We start from the raw sequence: 321 nt of genomic DNA on the forward strand, positions 1-321 counted from the left end.
TCCGTCTGACAGGTTGCCGGTCGTCAACGTAATGCTTCCGTCTGTGCCGGAACAGGCCGTTGGGTTACTCTCAGCATTACCTGACAAGGTTGGAATGGATGGATCGCTCAACGTAACGTCTATATCAGCGACTGAACTACAACCTGATTCGGTGATTGTAATGTTGTTGTAAACTCCTGCGCTCAATCCACTGATCGTTCCGACATTTCCTGATACGACCATACTGAACGTTTGAGAAGCTGAAGAGCCGTCTTCATAATCTAAGGTATAAGTCCCGTCAGACAGGTTGCCGGTCGTCAACGTAATGCTTCCGTCTGTACC

1 protein-coding gene is annotated in these 321 nt (G+C 48.9%); it reads right to left on the bottom strand.

What is annotated here, in order from left to right; all coding sequences use genetic code 11:
• The coding region (locus AAOP42_RS00650; protein WP_349526519.1) for a hypothetical protein at positions 1–321 on the bottom strand (321 nt) is incomplete at both ends.

The sequence above is a fragment of the Reichenbachiella sp. MALMAid0571 genome (assembly GCF_040151475.1).
Taxonomy (GTDB): domain Bacteria; phylum Bacteroidota; class Bacteroidia; order Cytophagales; family Cyclobacteriaceae; genus CAXBNB01.